Origin of the sequence: Nitratireductor sp. ZSWI3 (assembly GCF_024655565.1) — a bacterium.
In the GTDB taxonomy this organism is placed as follows: Bacteria; Pseudomonadota; Alphaproteobacteria; order Rhizobiales; family Rhizobiaceae; genus Nitratireductor.
In genome coordinates this window covers 1-1,188 of sequence record NZ_JANKOF010000198.1, presented here as the reverse complement: position 1 = coordinate 1,188, position 1,188 = coordinate 1, and the positions used below count along the sequence as shown (strand labels likewise).

At 66.9% G+C, this 1,188-nt stretch carries 1 protein-coding gene; it reads left to right on the top strand.

What is annotated here, in order from left to right:
* The first annotated feature begins 240 nt into the window (after nt 1-240).
* On the top strand, nt 241-1,047 hold the full coding sequence (locus tag NUU27_RS25370; RefSeq protein ID WP_257765066.1) for an ABC transporter permease: 807 nt from the start codon (nt 241-243) through the stop codon (nt 1,045-1,047).
* Nucleotides 1,048-1,188 lie beyond the last annotated feature (141 nt).

Genomic DNA, 1,188 nt, shown 5'->3' with positions numbered 1-1,188 from the left:
CCTCAAGGGGGAGGGAAGCCACGCGGTGCGCTCGATCATCCCCCTCCCCCTTGAGGGGAGGGGTCCGAAGGACGGGTGGGGGTACCGCGCCGCCATGGGCGATTGCCCTGCCGTAAACGGCGAGAAGAAAGCCAGCCAAGGCCTTGCCGCTTTCCCTTCTTACCGCCTGCGGAGAGAAGGTGCCCGAAGGACGGCTGAGGGGCGGCGCCAACCCCTCCGCACAAGTCCGGAGGCCTGCGCATGAACGCTGCCGACCGCATCGCCCGCGCCCTGTTCGGCTTCTATATGGCGGCGTTCTTCGTCTATCTTTTCGCGCCGCTCGCTATCATGGGCATCGCCACCTTCAACACCAGCCGCTTCCCCACCGTCACCCCGTGGCGCGGGACGACGCTGAAATGGTTTCAGGAGCTGTGGACCGACAGCGGCATGTGGCAGTCGCTCGCGACTTCCATCGTGGTCGCCGTCTGCGTGGTCGCCGTGGCGCTTCCGATCGGCACGGCCGCCGCCCTGGTGCTCACCAGCCTGCACGCGCGGGCCCGCAGCTTCATGTATGCGGTGATGGTCTCGCCGCTGCTCACGCCCGGCGTCGTCATCGGCATTGCGACGCTCGTCCTGTGGCGGCAGCTCGGCGTCGGCGGCGGTGTCGCGCTGATCGTCATCGCCCAGGCGAGCTTTATCATCTGCTATGTCATGCTGATGATCACCGCGCGTCTGCAGCGCTTCGATCCGACACAGGAGGAAGCCGCCCTCGGGCTCGGCGCGTCGAAGCTGATGGTGTTCCGGCGCGTGCTCCTGCCCTTTCTGAAACCGGCGCTGATCGCCGCCGGCTTCCTGGCCGTGCTGCAGTCGATCGAGAACTACAACACGACGCTGTTCGTGCGCGGCTTCGACACGCCGCTGACGGTCTACATCGCCACCAAGGTGCGCACCGGGCTGACGCCGGCGGTCAACGCGCTGGCCCTCATCATGATCGCCATCACCATCACCGGTGCCGTCGTTTACGAGATCGCCCGCCGGCGCAGCGCCGCACGGCTGGGTGCCGGCTGAGCGCGCCCTTCACACCCCCCTCTGGCCTGCCGGCCATCTCCCCCTCAAGGGGGGAGATTAGCTGACAACACCCCGTGTCGCATCCTCTGCAGCGTTGGACGGTTGGTCAAAATCCTTGCGGTCGTCCAATCTCCCCCCTTG